This window comes from Oleiphilus sp. HI0125, from assembly GCF_001635355.1.
In genome coordinates this window covers 1-1,350 of the sequence record NZ_LWGF01001038.1, presented here as the reverse complement: position 1 = coordinate 1,350, position 1,350 = coordinate 1, and the positions used below count along the sequence as shown (strand labels likewise).

General features: G+C 45.7%; 1 protein-coding gene. It reads left to right on the top strand.

What is annotated here, in order from left to right; all coding sequences use genetic code 11:
* Positions 1-173: 173 nt before the first annotated feature.
* On the top strand, positions 174-1,325 hold the full coding sequence (locus A3762_RS17815; RefSeq protein WP_068754273.1) for an efflux RND transporter periplasmic adaptor subunit: 1,152 nt from the start codon (positions 174-176) through the stop codon (positions 1,323-1,325).
* The last annotated feature ends 25 nt before the right edge of the window (positions 1,326-1,350 follow it).

Here is a 1,350-nt window from a genome sequence, read left to right as displayed (position 1 = left end):
CGCCGCAGATTTGTACTCGGAGTTGAGGCAAATCACGACCAAACGGCTGCATCGTTTTTAACTTGTGGCCAAATCTTAAGCGAAGATTAAGTTGTACGTCTATCGTATTTTTCTTAGTTTGATTTTTCATTTGGCTCGAGCTCGTAAGCTTGAGCGTGTTTGTTGGAGAATAAATGAAACAGGTTACCGTCATTCTCGGCATTATCGCCCTCACATTTTTGTTGATTTTTTGGTTTGGCTTATCCAAACCTGAAGCGACAAGCGGCGCTGTTGTGCAGTCTCGTGCATTGACCGTATCGGTCGAAAAACTTGAGCTAAAAGACCACCAAGTGCAGCTTCGTTCTTTTGGCCTTATCGAGCCTGAGTTTGATTATAAGATTCATGCCCTTGTTGCGGGGCACGTCGTGACCAAGAGTCATCGCTTCAAAAATGGCGAGCGGGTTCGTTCAGACGATGTGTTACTGGTTATTGATGACGTGAGTTTCTTGAGCGCAGTGGCTCAGGCTCAGGCTGAACTTTCGGCGTCGAAGCTTAACCTAGAAGATGAAAAAGCCCGAGCGCAACAAGCGCTGACAGATTGGAATAAGCGTAATCCAAATCAAAAAGCGCAAGATTACGTGTTGCGTATCCCCCATGTTAAAGCAGCCGAATCACGTTTGAGTGCGGCAAAGGTTGCGCTTGATACGGCTAAGTTAAATCTTGAGCGTACGAAGGTGCGCGCAGGCTTTGATGGTTTGATACGAAATGCAAACGTTAGGCAAGGTGAGGTGGTCTCTACTAATACTTTGCTCGGTGAAGGTTTTAGTACGAATGCAGGTATCGTAAATCTACCAGTGAACGCAAATGAGTTGAATGTACTAGCCGCTGAAGGAAGCCTTGGTGAGGTCTTGTCCATTGTTATTGAAAACACTTTGTTATCAAGTTCAGATCAGAGCAAAGTTCTTTGGCCTGCGACATTCCTGAGATTAGAGGCCGGCGTTGATACGCAAACTCAGCAGGTTACGCTCGTCGCTAGGGTAGATTCTCCCTTTGATCAAACTGAAGAACGCCTTGCATTGCTCCCTGATCAATATGTGTCAGCAACAATTACCGGGCAGGTACTGCGCGACGTTATCGTCGTTCCCAATTCATTGATCTATCAAAATGAATATGTGTATGTAGCAACAGGCGATTCATTAGATCGGCTTGAGCGACGCATGGTGAAGGTTATTCATCAAGACGATACGTATTCAGTGATCGGTGAGGGACTTAAAGCGGGTGAAATGTTAATCACTACGGCATTGGGTCAACTTTCATCTGGTACGTTGATAAAGGTTGCTGAATGATTGCTTGGTTCGCGCGCAATAGTGT